We start from the raw sequence: 13,546 nt of genomic DNA on the forward strand, positions 1-13,546 counted from the left end.
TACAAAATAGGAATCGACGATGACATTGATTGGAAAAACTGCCTTCGTGACAGGGGGAAGCCGGGGCATCGGCGCAGCAATCGCCCGCAAGCTCGCCGAGCATGGAGCTGATGTAGCGATCAGTTATGCGTCAAACGAGGACGCGGCCGCAGGGACGGTTGCGGCGATCGAAAAGACGGGCCGCAAGGCACTGGCCATTCGCGCCGACAACAGCAAGGCCAATGAGTTGCAGGACGCGATCAACAAGGCTGCATCCACCTTCGGAAAGATCGATATTCTGGTGAACAACGCCGGCGTCTTTCTCGTTGGCCCGGTCGACCAACTGTCCCTGGAGGACTTCGACACATCCCTGGCGGTCAATCTTCGTGCAGTGTTCGTTGCATCAAAAGCCGCGGTCACGCACATGCCGGACGGGGGCAGGATCATCTCGATCGGCAGTAATCTTGCCGCTCAGGCGCCCATGGCCGGACTGGTGGCCTATAGCGCAACCAAGGCAGGCGTCACCGGATTGACCCATGCGCTTGCGCGTGATCTCGGCTCCCGGCGGATAACGGTAAATGCCGTGCATCCGGGCTCCACAGATACGGACATGAACCCTGCCGACGGTCCGTTTGCCGACGGGCAACGGGCGCTCATGGCACGGCAAACCTATGCACAGCCTGAAGAAATTGCCAATGTTGTCGCTTTTCTCGCCTCGGACGCTGCACAGTCTGTTACAGGAGCGGACTGGTTGATCGACAATGGTGCCAACGCTTGATGACAAGAGGTTCTTCCAAAGCCACAGCCCTGACAATCGGGCTGTCGGCACTGGTGCTGGTGGCGACGGAGTTCGTCGTCATCGGCCTTGCGCCTGCAATGTCGGCGCAGCTGGACATGACACCCTCGCAATCCGGCTGGCTGGTGACGTGGTTTGCCATTGGCTCCGCCCTCGCCGCGCCGTTTCTTTCCGCGTATCTGTCTGATACATCTCCGGCGAAGGTGCTCGGTTGGATGATGCTGCCCAACTCCGCCAACCTGATATTGATCGTATTGCCGAATTTCGAGCTTGCCGCCGCTCTCCGGGTCGCTCAGGGAGCGGCATTGCCGGTCTACATCAGTTTCGCAAGCTCTCACCTCTCCCAGGTCTATGGCGCCGGCAAAGGCGTCGCGAAAGTTTATATCGGCGTTACGCTCGGTGTCGTCCTGGCGCCGTCTTGCGGAACATTCTTTGCAGAACGGTTTGGCTGGCAAACCCCTGTCGCAGGCCTTGGTTTGTTGTCTGTGGTTCTGCTGGTCGCCAATCTGAGGCTTCATTTGCCACCTTTCCAGGCAAAGACAGCCAGCGCACTTTCCCTGCTTCGCCGTCCATCGTTTCTCTGTCAGCTTTTCCTGTCTGTCTGCGTTTTCTCGGCAATGTTCGCTGGCTATTCGTATCTCACCAGTCTGTTGGCCAACGCCGGACTTGAAGGAGATCAGATGTCCATCGCGCTGCTGGTTTTCGGTGGAGCCGGCCTCGCCGGGAACTGGGTCGGAGGAAGGACTGCCGACCATGCGTTGGCCGGAGCCATTGTCGTTCCTTTGCTTGTTTCAGGCGGAGCCATGGCCTTCGGCCTTCTGGCGACTGCTCCCGCCCTGCTTTTGACAGTCGTCCTGATTGCCTGGGGCATGGCCCACGCTGCCGGCTTCGTGCTGTCGCAGGTGCGCGTGATGACGGCAGGGCCTGATCACAAGAGTTTCGCGGCATCCATGAACATTGCAGCCGCCAATGTCGGCATTGCACTTGGTACCTTCGTGGGCGGATGGATGCTTGAAACGGGTGGCGTAGCCTCAATGAGCGCAACAGCAGCTCTGTTTGCAATACCGTGTATCGCAACGGTCATTTTGCTCGCAGCACTGCCCAGACGGTTTCGCTCGCCTGCCCCGGAGGCCGCAGACCGGATCTGAACCAAGCGCACCAACAGAACGTCACCGAGAACCTGTTGGCAACTGAACAGTTATGTCCACTGAGCTTCAGTGGACATTGTCCTGAAAGCTTGAAACAGGCAGCCGGCAGTGAGGTCTTTCCGCTCAAGGCCGGAATGTAGCCAGTTTGTAGGCTGCGAAGGAGAAGAAGACACCCAGCGTTGCGCTTATCCAGCGCTGACTGCGCCGATAGAAGCGGATGACGGGTGCGGTTGAAAACGTCACTGCATAGGCGACGTGCCCGATGATGGAAATTGCCGTACTCAGGCCAATCAGCAGCAGACCGACCCATAGCGGCGTATCAGCGCCCAGGCCTATCCCGACAATCGCGATCCAATGCAGTGCCGCCTTCGGGTTGGTCATCTGTATAGCGAGCCCCTGCAGGAACAGATTGCGTCCCCTTGCACCGGTCACATGCATTGCGTTGGCCGGCCTTGAAGCCGCACGGAATGCCTTGAATGCCAGCCACAACAGGTAGGCCGCCCCGAAAATCTTCAGAACGGTAACGGCCTGGGCATAAGCGGCAATCAGGGCAGTCAGTCCGATAACCGTGAAGGTTGCCCATAGACCGGAGCCTGCGCCTACACCCAACGCGAGCTGGGTGCCGGAGTTGCGACCGCGTTCCATCGACGTCCCGATGATGGCGAGGATGTTTGGCCCAATGCTTATGAAACCAAGAGAGAAGATGCCGAGAGCCAGAAAAAGGCTCGCAAGAAGCTCGTTCATCGCCTCTCCCGGGTGTGGATGGCATTGCGTGCGCAACAGCGCTTCGGCCCGATCAGAGCACGCAATGTTCCCTCAGTCCAGAAATGTCCAGGTATCCGCGCCATCGAAGTGACGCAGCCCGATGGCTTCGATGGTTCCAGGAGGTGCCAGTCGGAGGTTGACTGCCAACCGATCGGGAAACTCAGCCGACAGGCTTTGCCAGTGGGTGGTGCAGCCGCAAGTGTTGCAGGTGTGGAAAGCCAGCCCCTTGTCGCCCCAGACGTAGCTGAGCGTTGCTCCGGGGGCCGCCTTGATCTCGATATCGCCAGCTTCGCCATGCCCCCAGAGTGTGCCCAGTCGGCGGCAGATGGAGCAGTTGCATTCGACGGCGTGTCGTGGCGGTGTCTTCATTTCGTAAGACACCGCCCCGCAATGGCAGGAACCGGTGATGGGCAGCTCGACTTTCGGCGCTGTCCCCTCACCGCTCATGGTCTTACTCCAGACCGATCTTCTGCTTCAGCATGTCGCTGACGGCCTGCGGGTTGGCCTTGCCCTGGGACTGTTTCATCACCTGGCCGACGAACCAGCCGAGAAGACCCGGCTTGGCGATTGCCTGCTGAACCTTGTCCGGGTTTGCGGCAATGATTTCGTCGACGATGGCTTCAATCGCACCAAGGTCGGTCACCTGCTTCATGCCGCGCTCTTCGACGATCTGCGCCGGGTCGCCACCTTCGGTCCATACGATCTCGAACAGGTCCTTGGCGATCTTGCCGGAGATGACACCGTCCTTGATCAGATCGACGATACCGCCGAGCTGCACCGCGGAAACCGGGCTGGTCGAAAGGTCCTTGCCTTCCTTGTTCAGGCGGCCGAAGAGCTCGTTGATCACCCAGTTGGCAGCCAGTTTGGCGTCGCGGCCCTTGGCGACTTCCTCGAAGAAATCGGCAGAAGCTTTTTCGGCAATCAGGATCTCGGCGTCATAGGCGGTGAGGCCATAGTCGCCCATGAAGCGGTTCTTCTTGTCGTCCGGCAGTTCCGGCAGGTGCTGTGCCAGTTCGTCGACGAACGCCTGCGTGAACTCCAGCGGCAGCAGGTCGGGATCCGGGAAATAGCGGTAGTCATGCGCTTCTTCCTTGGACCGCATGGACCGTGTTTCGCCCTTCACGGCGTCGAACAGGCGGGTTTCCTGATCGACGGAGCCGCCGTCTTCAAGCAGTGCGACCTGGCGACGTGCTTCATATTCGATGGCCTGGCCGACAAAGCGGATCGAGTTGACGTTCTTGATCTCGCAGCGCGTGCCGAATTCACCGCCCGGACGGCGGACAGAAACGTTGACGTCGGCGCGCATGGACCCCTGGTCCATGTTGCCGTCGCAGGTGCCGAGATAGCGCAGGATGGTGCGCAGCTTCGTCAGATAGGCTTTTGCCTCGTCGGAAGACCGCAGGTCCGGCTTGGAGACGATTTCCATCAGCGCCACGCCGGAACGGTTCAAGTCGACGAATGACATGGTCGGATGCTGGTCGTGCAGAGACTTGCCGGCGTCCTGCTCAAGGTGCAGGCGCTCCACACCGATCTCGACCTGTTCGTCCGGCATGTCGAGAAGGATCTTGCCTTCTCCGACAATCGGCTGCTTGAACTGGGAGATCTGGTAGCCCTGCGGCAAATCCGGATAGAAATAGTTCTTGCGGTCGAACACGGACTTCAGATTGATCTCGGCCTTGAGACCGAGGCCGGTGCGGATCGCCTGACGCACGCATTCCTCGTTGATCACCGGCAGCATGCCCGGCATGGCCGCATCCACGAGACTGACGTTATCGTTGGGGTCCTTGCCGAATTCCGTTGAGGCGCCGGAAAAGAGCTTGGCTTCGGACGTGACCTGGGCATGGACTTCCATACCGATCACGATTTCCCAATCGCCCGTCGCGCCCTTGATGAATTTCTTCGGATCGGGTGTGCGTACGTCGACAATCGTCATAGTCGTCAAAAATCCTGTTCGTTTTGATTTCGCGTCTGGTCAACCAGCTGGAAAGACATGCTGCGGCGCGAATTTGTAGCCGTTTGATGACCTAGTCGGGAATTGTCCTGGCTGCAAGGTTTTCCTTGCCTGAAGCGTCAGCTTTCGCACAGCAGGACGCGCCTTTCCTGTCTGCCTGCCTGGCAATCGCGCATTGTGAAGCGTTGCAACAAGCGTCCGTGCCGTCACGGACGTGCGTAATGCCACCCCCCGGCCTGATCATTTCCAGAGCCAGGAAGCACGACCAACACGCGTGCAACGGAAGGTCACAGTGGCAATTGCTTTGTCAGCGCGACAACACTCGGCCTTGCACCATCATTCCTGCGGCGGGTGCTTGGCCTGGCCAGTCCGCATGATGAAGCCGATCAGCACGGCGACCGCCTGATAAAGCTCGATCGGAATTTCCTGGTCGACCTCAATCTGCGACAGGGCCTCCGCCATCATCGGGTTCTGTTCAATCGGCACGCCTGCTTCCCGCGCAAGACGTTCGATCTGTTCAGCCATGGAGCCCGCGCCTTTGGCGGTAACAACGGGAGCGCCCTCGTTCTCATATTGCAGTGCGACCGCAAGCTTCTTCCCGGATTTGTCCTTTTCACTCATTGCCGGTTCCGTCTCACGATTGCCTGTCGATCAATGCGCCGTATTTGGCCGCTGTTCTGGGTGGGAGCCCCCGGATCAGCCGCAGTTCCTGAAGGTCCAGCCCCGCATCGGCAAAAGCGGCTTCCATGGTTTCGCGAACGGCGTTCAGGCTGTCGAAGGTTTCCTTGCGATCCACCCACAAGCTAGCATAGGTACCGCCGCTGCGCAGACTGATGGCAGCTTCCAGCGGTCCTGTCGCGGTCAGATCGAGTGCAAACCGCAGCCGCCAGGCGGGTTCTCCATCATCATCTTCCTGGTTTCCGGCCCCATCGCGGCCGACCTGCATTTGCATCACGGCCGTTTCATTGCCAAACGCGAGCGGCAGCTCAACCACAAGATCCATCGGACGGGACGCTGCGCGCGGTCCATCGTCTCTGGACAGTTTCGTATTGCTGAGCTGCGTCAGCCGCAGGCGCGCCAGGGCCGAATCCGTTTCCTTCAGAAGTGCCTGCAGATTTTGCGAAGCAGCTCCTGCCCAGAACCCGCTGCTGGTCTGTTGCGCCTGGCCTTGTGGTGCACCATGCCGGGATGGCGCCGGAGGCTGTCCTGCGGGGTGGGTGATTTCAGAGCGGGCACCCAACTGCTGAAGCAGTGCCTTGAACGACAAAAGGGCGGATTTCAAATCCGGCAGCGCGACTTGACCCTGCGGCTGCGCTCCGGAAGGCAGGGACAATTGTGCTTCGCGAAACTGTCCGGACAATCTTACGGCCTGTTGCAGATCCTGCGCGGTCGGTGCCTGGGCCGACGACAAGCGTAGACCAAGGATCTGCTGCATTGCCTTGACCACGGGATCCGGCAAAGAAACGTTCCCGCTGTTCTGCGCGGACATCAGGCTTCCGATCTGGGCGAAAAGGCTCCCAAGGCCGGCCTGCTGCTCACTGAGCGGTTGCTTCAGCAATTCGGCAATCTTATTGACCGGCTGCTGACCCACCGCTGGAGCCTGCGCGGTTGGGTTCGGGGCTCCCGCAGCCGGCACGGATGCACCAAGGGATGCAGGATAAGTCTGAGGGATCGCCGTTCGCGTCAGGACTACGGGCTGTCCTCCAACTGTCTGAAATGCGCCGTTTGACTGCCCTGTGGCTTGATTGGGCACGCCTGTGCCAGGCAGGCTTGCAGCTGGAGGAGAAGCGGAGTTGGCACCCGCCCCCGCGGCGGTTGATGCGAATTGCGAGCCCTGGACAGGCGTTGATCCAGGCGGTCCCCCCGACTGGGGATTTGCCTGCACCGTGCTTGATACCGGCGCTCCGGCCCCTGCACCTGCCGGAACCTGACCGGGCGCTGTTCCGGGGACTGCACTTTGCACACCAGGGACGCTTGTGGCAGGCGCAGGTGCGTTTCCTGAAGGAGCCCCCACTGGAGCTGCCGGGTTACCTTGTAAAGGCGGCGGTGCTGGCGTAGCCAGTGTGCCTGCTGAAAGCGTGGATGGTGGTGCCTGAACAGAAGCAGCGGCAGGTGAAACTGCGGCAGTGTTCGCTACGCGCTGGTTCACCGATGTTCCGGGTTGAGTGGGCATGCCTGTAACCGTTGAGGCAACTGCTGCCGGCTGCGAAACCGGTTGTCCACCGGTCAGGTTCGACAGGCTCGCCGCACCTTGTCCGGGAGTAGCCGGAACAGGTACGCCTCCCCCCGACGGCACTTGCCCAGCCGCAGTCCCTGCCGGAGGTGCAGGCTGTCCCGGTTGAGAGATCCCGGAAGATGGCGTGCCCGCCGGTGGTGCGGTAGCGACTTGCGGCTGCGCGGGCCCACCCGAAAGGCCATTTGGCGCAGGTGCGGAACCCTGGGACGGGGCAGCAGCAGGCTGCGTCGGCGCCGAGTTCTGCGGAGAAACCGCTGCCGGAGGTGTCGCTCCAGCGATTGTTTGTCCAGATGCTCCTGTCGGCGGAAGAGGCTGAACGGTTGCCACGTTTCCTGAAGTCGGAGGCTGTGCGCCGCCGGCCGCCGGCGGAGCGCTGGTTGGCGAAGACGCCCCCGGCAGAGGCGTTTGCGGCAAGGTCTGGGGATTGCCGGCAGTCTGGCCCGGAGCCGTGTTGACCGAAAGGACCTGAACCAGATGCGCCAGAACCGGCGACGGCCGCGGATAGGCGGTCGCCGTTGAAGGTTGCGGTTGCAGGGGCGCTCCGGATTCGGATTGCGCAGGAGCCTGGCCGGTCTGGCCTTTTGACGCCTGTATTTGGGGTGCCTGAGCTTGGGATGCTTGGGCTTGGGATGTTTGGGCTTGCGACGCCTGACCTTGAGAAGCCGTCGTCGGCGCGGAAGGTTGCTGCTGCGGCTGCTCCTTGCCCACAGTGATCAGGATCGCAGGCTGCTGTTTGGAGCCGCTGACGGTAACCGTAACCTCGCCGCCTTCAGGAAGTGGTGCGGGAACGCGCAGCTCTAGCTTTGCGTCGGGTGTCGCAAGGCGCACCACACCACCCGGCAGGTTTGCCTCAACCTTGGCCTTGAGTTCCGTTCCCGGCACAAGTCCCTGAGCTACTGTGCCATTGCCGGTTGCCTGGGGCAGCGGCGAGGCGCTTACCGTTTCAACCATCCCACCATCTCCAGGTGTTGCGGCGCTCCGATATGCAGGAGGCGGCCTGGCAGGGGTTCAGAATCATGAACCTGCAGTATGGCTGGTTTCGCAATGCTTGCCCAGAGTTGACCCTGATCAAGGTAACGCAGGTGTTTCTGCTGCATTGTGTCTTTCATAACCGGTGCCGGAAACCAGAGCGGCATCAAGAGACAGAAGGCCTTGGCAGACAATGTCTGCACATGTCCCGTCGGAAGGAGAAACGGCTTGAACTGGATGGATCGCCTCAACGAGCGCGCGGAACTGATGGGCAGGATGCTGGACACAATCGGCGCGATGAACCACGTCCCGACCGGTGTGCACACGGGTGCGGCGCTAAGGTCTGCCGCCTATCGATGCATCAACTGCAGCGAAACCGAAGCCTGTCGTGCCTGGCTTGAAAGCCATCCCGATGGCGCGGATGAAGCCCTGCCGAACTGCCCCAACGCTCCCCTGTTCAACAGCTGGATCGACAGCTGAAAACGCGGCAGCACCGGCCTCAGGCGCGCTTCACGCGGCGGCTGAGCCAATAGGTCACGGCAGACGCAATCAAACCGCCGACAAAGCGGAACGGAAAGACAGCCAGCGCACCGGCATCATGCGCAAAAGGCTGCGGCACGGGCAGCGCGCCAATCGCCACATCCAGAATGAGCGTCAGCGCTGCCGCCGCGAATCCCGCGATCCAGAGCTTTTGCAGCCGGTCGGCCTTCCACCCCAGATACCCGCCGATCAGCAGCGCAAACGGGTTGAACAGGCCAGCAAGGCCGAAGAGGTCGTACCAGGTTTCTGAAAGCGTCATCATGGCTTCCTCATAGCCTTGTGCGGGACAAAATGCGAGCCGGTTTCCAAGTTTAAGGACATTAGTCCGGCGGCAAATTGCTGCAGTCTCGTCTCAGCAGTTGGCCGTAAAGCCATGTAATTGAATGAAACAGTCCCATTTCCCTGGCAAGAAGCCGTGACATGACCCTCAGCTCACCTAAATTTAAACGGTTTTGTACAGCAAAACTCTGTGCTACTTTTGTTAATACAAGTATTTGACATGCGTTGCCTCTGGCAACTTCCATTCCTTAAAATAAGTTTTAAAGGCCATGACTTTACTCTCATCTATTGAAACAGACGACCCAACAGTCGACACCCTCTTCAAGACCGATCGACGCCTTGCCATATTGTGCAATCACTGTGGCCGGTTCCGTTACATGAACTTTTCACGGTTCACCGGAGACCAGAAAGTCTCGTCCTTGAGCGAAACACTTACTTGCGCTTCCTGCGGCTCGCGGGATGTCGAGGCCATCGCGGTTTCCCGCAACCCCGACAACGGCTACTGGCCGGCTGAACACAGCTGAAGCTATTTCTCCCGGCCGAACCAGGAAATCGAAATCCTGCGTTTCCAGATCGCAGCAGATTTGCAACAGCCTCTGCAAATCACCCAGCCTCTCCGCTGCATTGAGCCTCGGCGCGTTGTCGCGTTTGGCAGCGTGTGCGAAGGGCCTTCCCACCAACTGAGAGGTTTTATGCGCGGATTGCAACAGTCCCGGTAGACCCCGGCTGACGTCAGTCGGGGCCAGTCACATCAGCACTGCAGGCGATTAGCTGCGGTGACTGAAGATCTGTGCATACTTTCAGGCAAATTCAAATCAATGGACATTTCCAAAGCCGAGCAGCGGGTCCTGCACCTGCTGGCTCAAGGCGGCTATATCCTTCTGGAAAAGGATGAGGATGGCCGTGTCATCAAACATGAAACCGTCACCCGTGAAGGCTGGTTCTGGGGCGGCTGCTCACCACAGCTTTTCCATAAGCTGAAATACAAACGGCTGATCGCCTCCAGGAACAGCGGCCCTTATCGGATCACGCCGCTGGGTCTGAAACGTGTGAGGGCTCAACTGGACAACAGGTGAAGTCAGGAGCCGGGACAGCCTGTTGGCGTCCCGGCAACTTTCCCAAAGCCGCTCGGGGGTCAGTCCCTGGCGAAATCCGGACGATCGCCAAGAAGAAAGCGGGGCCCACGTCCCTTGCTGGCCGCTGCGTCTCCTGCGTTGTAGAGCTGGCAAGTTTTCATAGACAGGCATCCGCAGCCGATGCAGCCATCGAGCTTGTTGCGCAAGGCCGTCATCCGTTCGATTTTCCGATCAAGGTGAGATCGGAAATCTCTGCTGATCCTTGTCCAGTCCGCCTTGGTCGGTGCCCGCCCCTCCGGCAACCTTTGGAGCTGCGCCGCGATCTCTGCAATCGAGAACCCGAATTCCTGTGCGACCAGTACAAAGGACAGGCGCCTGATATCGGCCCTTAAAAATCGCCGCTGGCCGCCAGCGTTCCGGCTTGGGTGCACCAGTCCCTTTTCTTCGTAAAACCGGATCGCCGAAACGGACAGTCCTGTCCGCTCTGACAGATCCCCGATGGTTAGAAGATCGGTGCCTTTCATAACCTTCGTCAAAATATCGCCTCGCCTCTCTTGACCTCAACTAAGGTTGAGGAATTATGTCTGGTGTCCACAAAAGGTCAAACCCTGAAAGGACACCGAGATGAGCAGTGCATTCCTGGAACATGTGAACGTCACGGTCAGTGACCCGGAAGCGACCGCCAAACGTCTGGAAAGCTGGTTCGGCTGGAAGGTTCGCTGGAAAGGCGCAAGCCTTGGCGGCGGCACGACGTATCACATCGGCAACGAAACCAGCTACGTAGCAGCCTATTCACCGCCAGGTACAACCAGCAAGGTTTCCGGAGACAGCTACAGCCACCACGGAGGCCTCAACCACATCGCAGTCGTCGTCGACGACATCGACGCAACCGAAGCAGTGATCAAGGCCGATGGCTATCACACGCACAATCACGGCGACTACGAGCCGGGCCGCAGATTCTATTTCGACGATGACGATGGCATCGAGTTTGAAGTGGTCAGCTACACGAAGTGAATGATACGCACCCCGTCAGGACGGTTTCCCACCGTCCCGCCGGGATGTTTTTGTTCTAGTGGCCCGTCAGCACCAGCGTCTGGATCGGGAACAGCAGCGCCTGAAGCCGAATGATCATCGCATGGACGAGACCGACCGTGTCGACCACGTGCAGGAAGATGAACTCACCGGTTCCAATCGGTTCGCCCGACGACAGACGGTCATGATTGCTGGTGTAGGCGTTGACCGTGCAAATTGCGCCCGGCGGCAAGTCAGCCAGACCGTCTTCGTAAAGCGGTTCCAGCATGGTGGTGATCGTTGCCGGTTTCACACTTTGAGCGGCATCAAAAAGCTGGCCTGAGGTTGATATCTGTCCGGAAGCGATCTGCGACTGCACTTCTGTCACGACCAGCGGAATAATGGTGAAAGGTACGGCTCCGCAGAACGCTTCCGCCACCATTCCTTCCTTGAGGACCTGGGCCTCGATCTGGCCGAAACCCGCAACGATTCGCTCTCGCTGTGCATCCGTGGGAATTAGCACGCCTGCAGGCCTCATCATCGGGTTGACGATGTCACCTGGACGCAGGATGAACTGGCTCATGGTGCCGTCCACGCCGGCGTAGACAGTCATCTTCTCCAGCTCCACTTGCGCCTCGTGCAATCTGGCCTCCGCGCTTTTCAGGCGCGCGGGCAGATATACCGTGATCTTGGTCTGGATGAGCTCCTGATTGGACTGCGCCGCGCGCAGTGCGCCGGTTCGCGCATCCACCGCGTTCTGCAGCTTTTCGATGTCCCGTTCACTCACGACATTCGCATTGCGGGTGAACAGCTCCTGCCTCGTGTCGAGCTCGTCCTGCGCCTGCTTCAGTGCTGCCTGCGCCTGCTCGGTCTGGGCATTGGCAACAGCCAGTTCGCTCTGGGCTAGAGCAAGCTCTCCCTGGATTTCGACCAATTGCTGTTGCGCGGTCACGACATCCGCTTCCTGTCGCGTGCTGTCGAGCTTGAAAATCGGGTCACCTGCCTTGATGTCCACTTCAAGCTCACGCGGCACGAAGGTTTCAACGACCCTGCCGGAACTTTCCGGCAGTATCGGAATGGTCCGGAACGTCGAGACCGCCGTGGTTGCCGTTGGATGATAATAGAAAATCAGCGTGATCAGGGACACGGTCAGCATCAGGCAGAGCACGATGCCGTAGCGCAGCTCGAACCAGACCGAATAGAGCGTTATTTCCCGGCCGATGCGCTTGCCCTGCACATATCTGCGAATCAGATAGTCGGGCAATATGGTGAGAAGGGAACAGAACAGGAGCTCAAACATGTTTGTTCTCCTGTTCGGCTGTCGATGCAGTGGAATGATCGGCTGGAGATGGCGGTGGTTCGTCCGACACACTCATGCCGGGTTCCAGCTCCTGCTCTTCCTGCTCGAGGTCATGCTCGACCAAGGTTTCGGACGAAACACCACCCGTTCCGGCCAGACGGCTCAGGGAATGGGCCATCGATTCCAGCGGTGTCCAGAAATCGGGAAGCTGAATGAAGGCGAGCAGAAGCGCTGCGACCCAGAAGATGTTGTTATGTGTGAAAAGAGCCAGAAGGCCGAGGACCGCAACAAGCTCGAACTGCATGCGCCCATGTTTGTGAGCAAGCCGTTCGGGGATCGAATGCAGGTGCAGATAGAACACCCCGACAAGGATCCCGCCGAAAATCAGCACGACCAGCATCACGGTAAAAAGCCAATCACCACCGTCCGCAGCCGGTATGAAAGGCGGCAGATGATGCGGAGCAAGCTCGTGCATATTTTCCGCCATCGGAATTCCCCCTTAAGCCCTTGTTCCGCCTGATGTGGCAGAAACAGTCGCGTAACCTTAAAAGGGATTTCCGATCATGCGTATGAAAAAGTATGACTTTGGAGGACTTTGACACAACCTATCCGGCCACAGCCTTTCAGCCACCAACCGTATAGATCTGTTCTTCATGCCGCTCCGACAGCCCCCGCAAACAGCGGTGTTAGCGGGGTGCCATGCGGATTGCGCCGTCAAGACGAATGGTTTCGCCGTTCAGCATGTCGTTTTCGCAGATGGATTTGACCAGCTTCGCATATTCGGTCGCCTTGCCGAGGCGCGAGGGGAACGGAACCTGCTGGCCAAGCGAATCCTGGACCTCCTGCGACAGACCCAACAGCATGGGCGTCTCGAAGATGCCCGGTGCGATCGTCATGACACGAATGCCTGACTTGGAAAGGTCACGGGCGACAGGCAACGTCATTCCTGCGACCCCTGCCTTGGAGGCTGCATAGGCCACCTGACCGATCTGGCCATCGAAGGCAGCAACCGAAGCCGTGGAAACGATCACACCACGTCCACCGTCCGCCGTGACGGGCTCCAGCGCGGCCATGCCCGTTGCTGCAATCGACAGGCACCGGAAAGACCCGATCAGGTTGACGGAAATCACCTTCTCGAACATGTCCATCGGGTGAGGTTCGCCGCGAGACGTCGTCTTCGCCACAGGTGCAATACCGGCGCAATTGACCAGGATCCGCTCCTGACCGTGGGCTGCGCGCGCCTTTTCGAAACCGGCTTCGACGCTCGCCTGGTCAGTCACATCGACATCGGCAAAGACGCCGCCAATTTCTGCGGCGACCTGTTCCCCCTGACCGGCATTGCGATCGAACAGCGTTACCTTGACGCCTTCGGCCGCTAGCATGCGCGCGGTGGCGGCTCCGAGCCCGGATGCACCGCCTGTCACGATGGCTGAAAGTGTTGAGTCCAGTTTCACAGAAACCTCCAAACGGATGCAATTCATTGAAATCAATGAATT

General features: G+C 59.3%; 15 protein-coding genes. 5 read left to right on the forward strand and 10 right to left on the reverse strand.

All coding sequences use genetic code 11. The annotated features are described in order from the left end of the window. Positions 1–19: 19 nt before the first annotated feature. Together FIU93_RS25310 and FIU93_RS25315 are read left to right on the forward strand one after the other, a co-directional pair. Positions 20–757 carry a 3-oxoacyl-ACP reductase family protein gene (locus FIU93_RS25310; RefSeq protein ID WP_152507114.1) on the forward strand — a complete coding sequence of 246 codons (738 nt, stop codon included), beginning with the start codon at positions 20–22 and terminating at the stop codon, positions 755–757. Beyond that, the gene (locus FIU93_RS25315; protein WP_152507115.1) at positions 757–1,923 is read left to right on the forward strand and encodes an MFS transporter; all 1,167 of its coding nucleotides are present in this window, start codon (positions 757–759) and stop codon (positions 1,921–1,923) included. The genes FIU93_RS25310 and FIU93_RS25315 overlap by 1 nt, the downstream gene beginning before the upstream one ends. Positions 1,924–2,046: 123 nt before the next feature. Here FIU93_RS25315 and FIU93_RS25320 read toward each other — a convergent pair whose 3' ends face one another. The 5 genes from FIU93_RS25320 to FIU93_RS25340 all read right to left on the reverse strand — a co-directional run bounded on the left by FIU93_RS25320 (position 2,047) and on the right by FIU93_RS25340 (position 6,128). Further along, positions 2,047–2,667: a LysE family translocator gene (locus FIU93_RS25320; RefSeq protein WP_152507116.1), complete on the reverse strand. Its 621-nt coding sequence runs from the start codon at positions 2,665–2,667 to the stop codon at positions 2,047–2,049. 72 nt (positions 2,668–2,739) lie between these two features. Further along, positions 2,740–3,135 carry a GFA family protein gene (locus tag FIU93_RS25325; RefSeq protein WP_152507117.1) on the reverse strand — a complete coding sequence of 132 codons (396 nt, stop codon included), beginning with the start codon at positions 3,133–3,135 and terminating at the stop codon, positions 2,740–2,742. 4 nt (positions 3,136–3,139) lie between these two features. Beyond that, a complete protein-coding gene (gene gatB / locus FIU93_RS25330; RefSeq protein WP_152507118.1) occupies positions 3,140–4,621 on the reverse strand; it encodes an Asp-tRNA(Asn)/Glu-tRNA(Gln) amidotransferase subunit GatB in 1,482 nt (493 codons plus the stop codon). 354 nt (positions 4,622–4,975) lie between these two features. Next, a complete protein-coding gene (locus FIU93_RS25335; RefSeq protein WP_022997768.1) occupies positions 4,976–5,260 on the reverse strand; it encodes an EscU/YscU/HrcU family type III secretion system export apparatus switch protein in 285 nt (94 codons plus the stop codon). A gap of 13 nt (positions 5,261–5,273) precedes the next feature. Next, positions 5,274–6,128, reverse strand: coding sequence for a flagellar hook-length control protein FliK (locus FIU93_RS25340; protein ID WP_152507119.1), 855 nt, complete (start codon positions 6,126–6,128; stop codon positions 5,274–5,276). A 1,953-nt stretch (positions 6,129–8,081) separates the two neighbouring features. Between FIU93_RS25340 and FIU93_RS25345 the strand changes: the two genes are divergently transcribed. Continuing rightward, the gene (locus FIU93_RS25345; protein WP_022997773.1) at positions 8,082–8,324 is read left to right on the forward strand and encodes a DUF6455 family protein; all 243 of its coding nucleotides are present in this window, start codon (positions 8,082–8,084) and stop codon (positions 8,322–8,324) included. A 19-nt stretch (positions 8,325–8,343) separates the two neighbouring features. Here the strand turns inward: FIU93_RS25345 and FIU93_RS25350 are convergent, their stop codons facing one another. After that, positions 8,344–8,646 carry a hypothetical protein gene (locus FIU93_RS25350; protein WP_055658779.1) on the reverse strand — a complete coding sequence of 101 codons (303 nt, stop codon included), beginning with the start codon at positions 8,644–8,646 and terminating at the stop codon, positions 8,344–8,346. Between the two features lie 835 nt (positions 8,647–9,481). On the opposite strand from FIU93_RS25350, the gene FIU93_RS25355 reads away from it, so the two are divergent. Beyond that, on the forward strand, positions 9,482–9,739 hold the full coding sequence (locus FIU93_RS25355; protein WP_022997776.1) for a YjhX family toxin: 258 nt from the start codon (positions 9,482–9,484) through the stop codon (positions 9,737–9,739). A gap of 59 nt (positions 9,740–9,798) precedes the next feature. Here FIU93_RS25355 and soxR read toward each other — a convergent pair whose 3' ends face one another. Next, on the reverse strand, positions 9,799–10,263 hold the full coding sequence (gene soxR, locus FIU93_RS25360; protein ID WP_055658778.1) for a redox-sensitive transcriptional activator SoxR: 465 nt from the start codon (positions 10,261–10,263) through the stop codon (positions 9,799–9,801). Positions 10,264–10,363: 100 nt separating this feature from the next. Between soxR and FIU93_RS25365 the strand changes: the two genes are divergently transcribed. After that, positions 10,364–10,753, forward strand: coding sequence for a VOC family protein (locus FIU93_RS25365; RefSeq protein ID WP_152507120.1), 390 nt, complete (start codon positions 10,364–10,366; stop codon positions 10,751–10,753). Between the two features lie 55 nt (positions 10,754–10,808). Here FIU93_RS25365 and FIU93_RS25370 read toward each other — a convergent pair whose 3' ends face one another. From FIU93_RS25370 to FIU93_RS25380, 3 genes are all read right to left on the reverse strand, one after another. Then, positions 10,809–12,050: an HlyD family secretion protein gene (locus FIU93_RS25370; RefSeq protein WP_152507121.1), complete on the reverse strand. Its 1,242-nt coding sequence runs from the start codon at positions 12,048–12,050 to the stop codon at positions 10,809–10,811. Beyond that, on the reverse strand, positions 12,043–12,537 hold the full coding sequence (locus FIU93_RS25375) for a hypothetical protein (RefSeq protein ID WP_152507122.1): 495 nt from the start codon (positions 12,535–12,537) through the stop codon (positions 12,043–12,045). Before FIU93_RS25375 ends, FIU93_RS25370 begins: the two co-directional genes overlap by 8 nt. Positions 12,538–12,736: 199 nt before the next feature. After that, positions 12,737–13,504, reverse strand: coding sequence for an SDR family NAD(P)-dependent oxidoreductase (locus FIU93_RS25380; protein ID WP_031268094.1), 768 nt, complete (start codon positions 13,502–13,504; stop codon positions 12,737–12,739). Positions 13,505–13,546 lie beyond the last annotated feature (42 nt).

The sequence above is a fragment of the Labrenzia sp. THAF35 genome (assembly GCF_009363595.1).
Classification (GTDB): domain Bacteria; phylum Pseudomonadota; class Alphaproteobacteria; order Rhizobiales; family Stappiaceae; genus Roseibium; species Roseibium algicola.

Bases quoted from the DNA above. Each gene is read 5' to 3' on its own strand.
- FIU93_RS25315 (WP_152507115.1), top strand. From the start codon at position 757: ATGACAAGAGGTTCTTCCAAAGCCACAGCCCTGACAATCGGGCTGTCG.
- FIU93_RS25340 (WP_152507119.1), bottom strand. From the start codon at position 6,128: ATGTCCGCGCAGAACAGCGGGAACGTTTCTTTGCCGGATCCCGTGGTC.
- FIU93_RS25350 (WP_055658779.1), bottom strand. From the start codon at position 8,646: ATGATGACGCTTTCAGAAACCTGGTACGACCTCTTCGGCCTTGCTGGC.
- FIU93_RS25320 (WP_152507116.1), bottom strand. From the start codon at position 2,667: ATGAACGAGCTTCTTGCGAGCCTTTTTCTGGCTCTCGGCATCTTCTCT.
- FIU93_RS25310 (WP_152507114.1), top strand. From the start codon at position 20: ATGACATTGATTGGAAAAACTGCCTTCGTGACAGGGGGAAGCCGGGGC.
- FIU93_RS25365 (WP_152507120.1), top strand. From the start codon at position 10,364: ATGAGCAGTGCATTCCTGGAACATGTGAACGTCACGGTCAGTGACCCG.
- gatB (WP_152507118.1), bottom strand. From the start codon at position 4,621: ATGACGATTGTCGACGTACGCACACCCGATCCGAAGAAATTCATCAAG.
- FIU93_RS25375 (WP_152507122.1), bottom strand. From the start codon at position 12,537: ATGGCGGAAAATATGCACGAGCTTGCTCCGCATCATCTGCCGCCTTTC.
- FIU93_RS25355 (WP_022997776.1), top strand. From the start codon at position 9,482: ATGGACATTTCCAAAGCCGAGCAGCGGGTCCTGCACCTGCTGGCTCAA.
- FIU93_RS25325 (WP_152507117.1), bottom strand. From the start codon at position 3,135: ATGAGCGGTGAGGGGACAGCGCCGAAAGTCGAGCTGCCCATCACCGGT.
- soxR (WP_055658778.1), bottom strand. From the start codon at position 10,263: ATGAAAGGCACCGATCTTCTAACCATCGGGGATCTGTCAGAGCGGACA.
- FIU93_RS25345 (WP_022997773.1), top strand. From the start codon at position 8,082: ATGGATCGCCTCAACGAGCGCGCGGAACTGATGGGCAGGATGCTGGAC.
- FIU93_RS25335 (WP_022997768.1), bottom strand. From the start codon at position 5,260: ATGAGTGAAAAGGACAAATCCGGGAAGAAGCTTGCGGTCGCACTGCAA.
- FIU93_RS25370 (WP_152507121.1), bottom strand. From the start codon at position 12,050: ATGTTTGAGCTCCTGTTCTGTTCCCTTCTCACCATATTGCCCGACTAT.